The sequence below is a fragment of the Xenorhabdus sp. KK7.4 genome (assembly GCF_963876465.1).
Lineage (GTDB): Bacteria > Pseudomonadota > Gammaproteobacteria > Enterobacterales > Enterobacteriaceae > Xenorhabdus > Xenorhabdus stockiae.
Window position 1 is genome coordinate 1 of sequence record NZ_CAWNQF010000016.1, and the last position, 993, is coordinate 993.

1 protein-coding gene is annotated in these 993 nt (G+C 43.0%); it reads right to left on the reverse strand.

What is annotated here, in order from left to right:
• Nucleotides 1-15: 15 nt before the first annotated feature.
• Nucleotides 16-900, reverse strand: a complete 885-nt coding sequence (locus AACS90_RS03610) for an IS982 family transposase (RefSeq protein WP_099123665.1) — start codon at nt 898-900, stop codon at nt 16-18.
• Nucleotides 901-993 lie beyond the last annotated feature (93 nt).

Here is a 993-nt window from a genome sequence, read left to right on the forward strand (position 1 = left end):
TAACCCCAATTCCGCTTAAGCTATTGCTGAAATATCTTCTTCTGAGTAGAAAATTTTCAGTGATGGCTTTTTCTCTTTAAGGCAGTAAGCAATCAATCCCGTTAAAATCGTTAACAAAAAACCGGTTATACTTCGGTGACGAGAATGTTCTAATTGAGAGCCGTTTTTTAATTGTCCATTAATCGTTTCAATGATAAAACGCTTTTTAAGCATAACCTTATCCCACTCAGCCAGTGCAAGCGCTTTCATGTTGCGGCGCTTTTTCGTGATAAAGGTGATATCCATTTTAGCTAAATCATCCGCCAATTCCTGACTCAGATATCCTTTGTCGCCGTAAAGAGAACCCGTGAGATCTTTTGATAATTCGCGTACAGGCTCCCTATCATCCACATTACCCGGGGTCACTTTAAGCGCTAAAATTTCGCCCAGATGGTTAATAATCAGGTGTAATTTGAACCCATAGAACCATCCCATTGAGGTTTTTCCGCGTTGCGCTATGCCCTGAAAGACCTTATGACGAGGAATACGGATGTTATGACAAACGCGCAAACTCGTGGAATCGATAAAAGCAATGCCTGTCGGTTTTCCTTTTAATTGAGTCAGATAACTGGATAAAGGTACCAAAACGGACGGGGCAACGCTGATAAAACGGGTATAACTGAGCAAGGAGGGGAAGTCGCGGTGGTGGTATTGCCAGATATGCTCCAAATAAAAATTTTTAAAATCACGGTAATGCGACCGCTGAAAGAGGATTAAAACTGTCATGATTTCACTGGGATACATGTGGCCTTGTCTACGGCGCAGGCGGTATCCGTTATCGAGACAAAACTGCTCCCACTGTGGGATGAAAAGACGGCAAAAGTCGTCGACATCGCAGAAAATTTCAACTAACTTGTCCATGGCCTGTTCCTCCCCGGAGTCGTTTTAGGCTTTCACCAAAACTTTGCTCGTGGAACAGGCCTCTCGTCAATTTCTTATCCAGAATTCAGGTTA

What these genes read in the sequence shown, in the direction of transcription:
- AACS90_RS03610 (WP_099123665.1), bottom strand. Translation starts at nt 900, where the DNA reads ATGGACAAGTTAGTTGAAATTTTCTGCGATGTCGACGACTTTTGCCGT.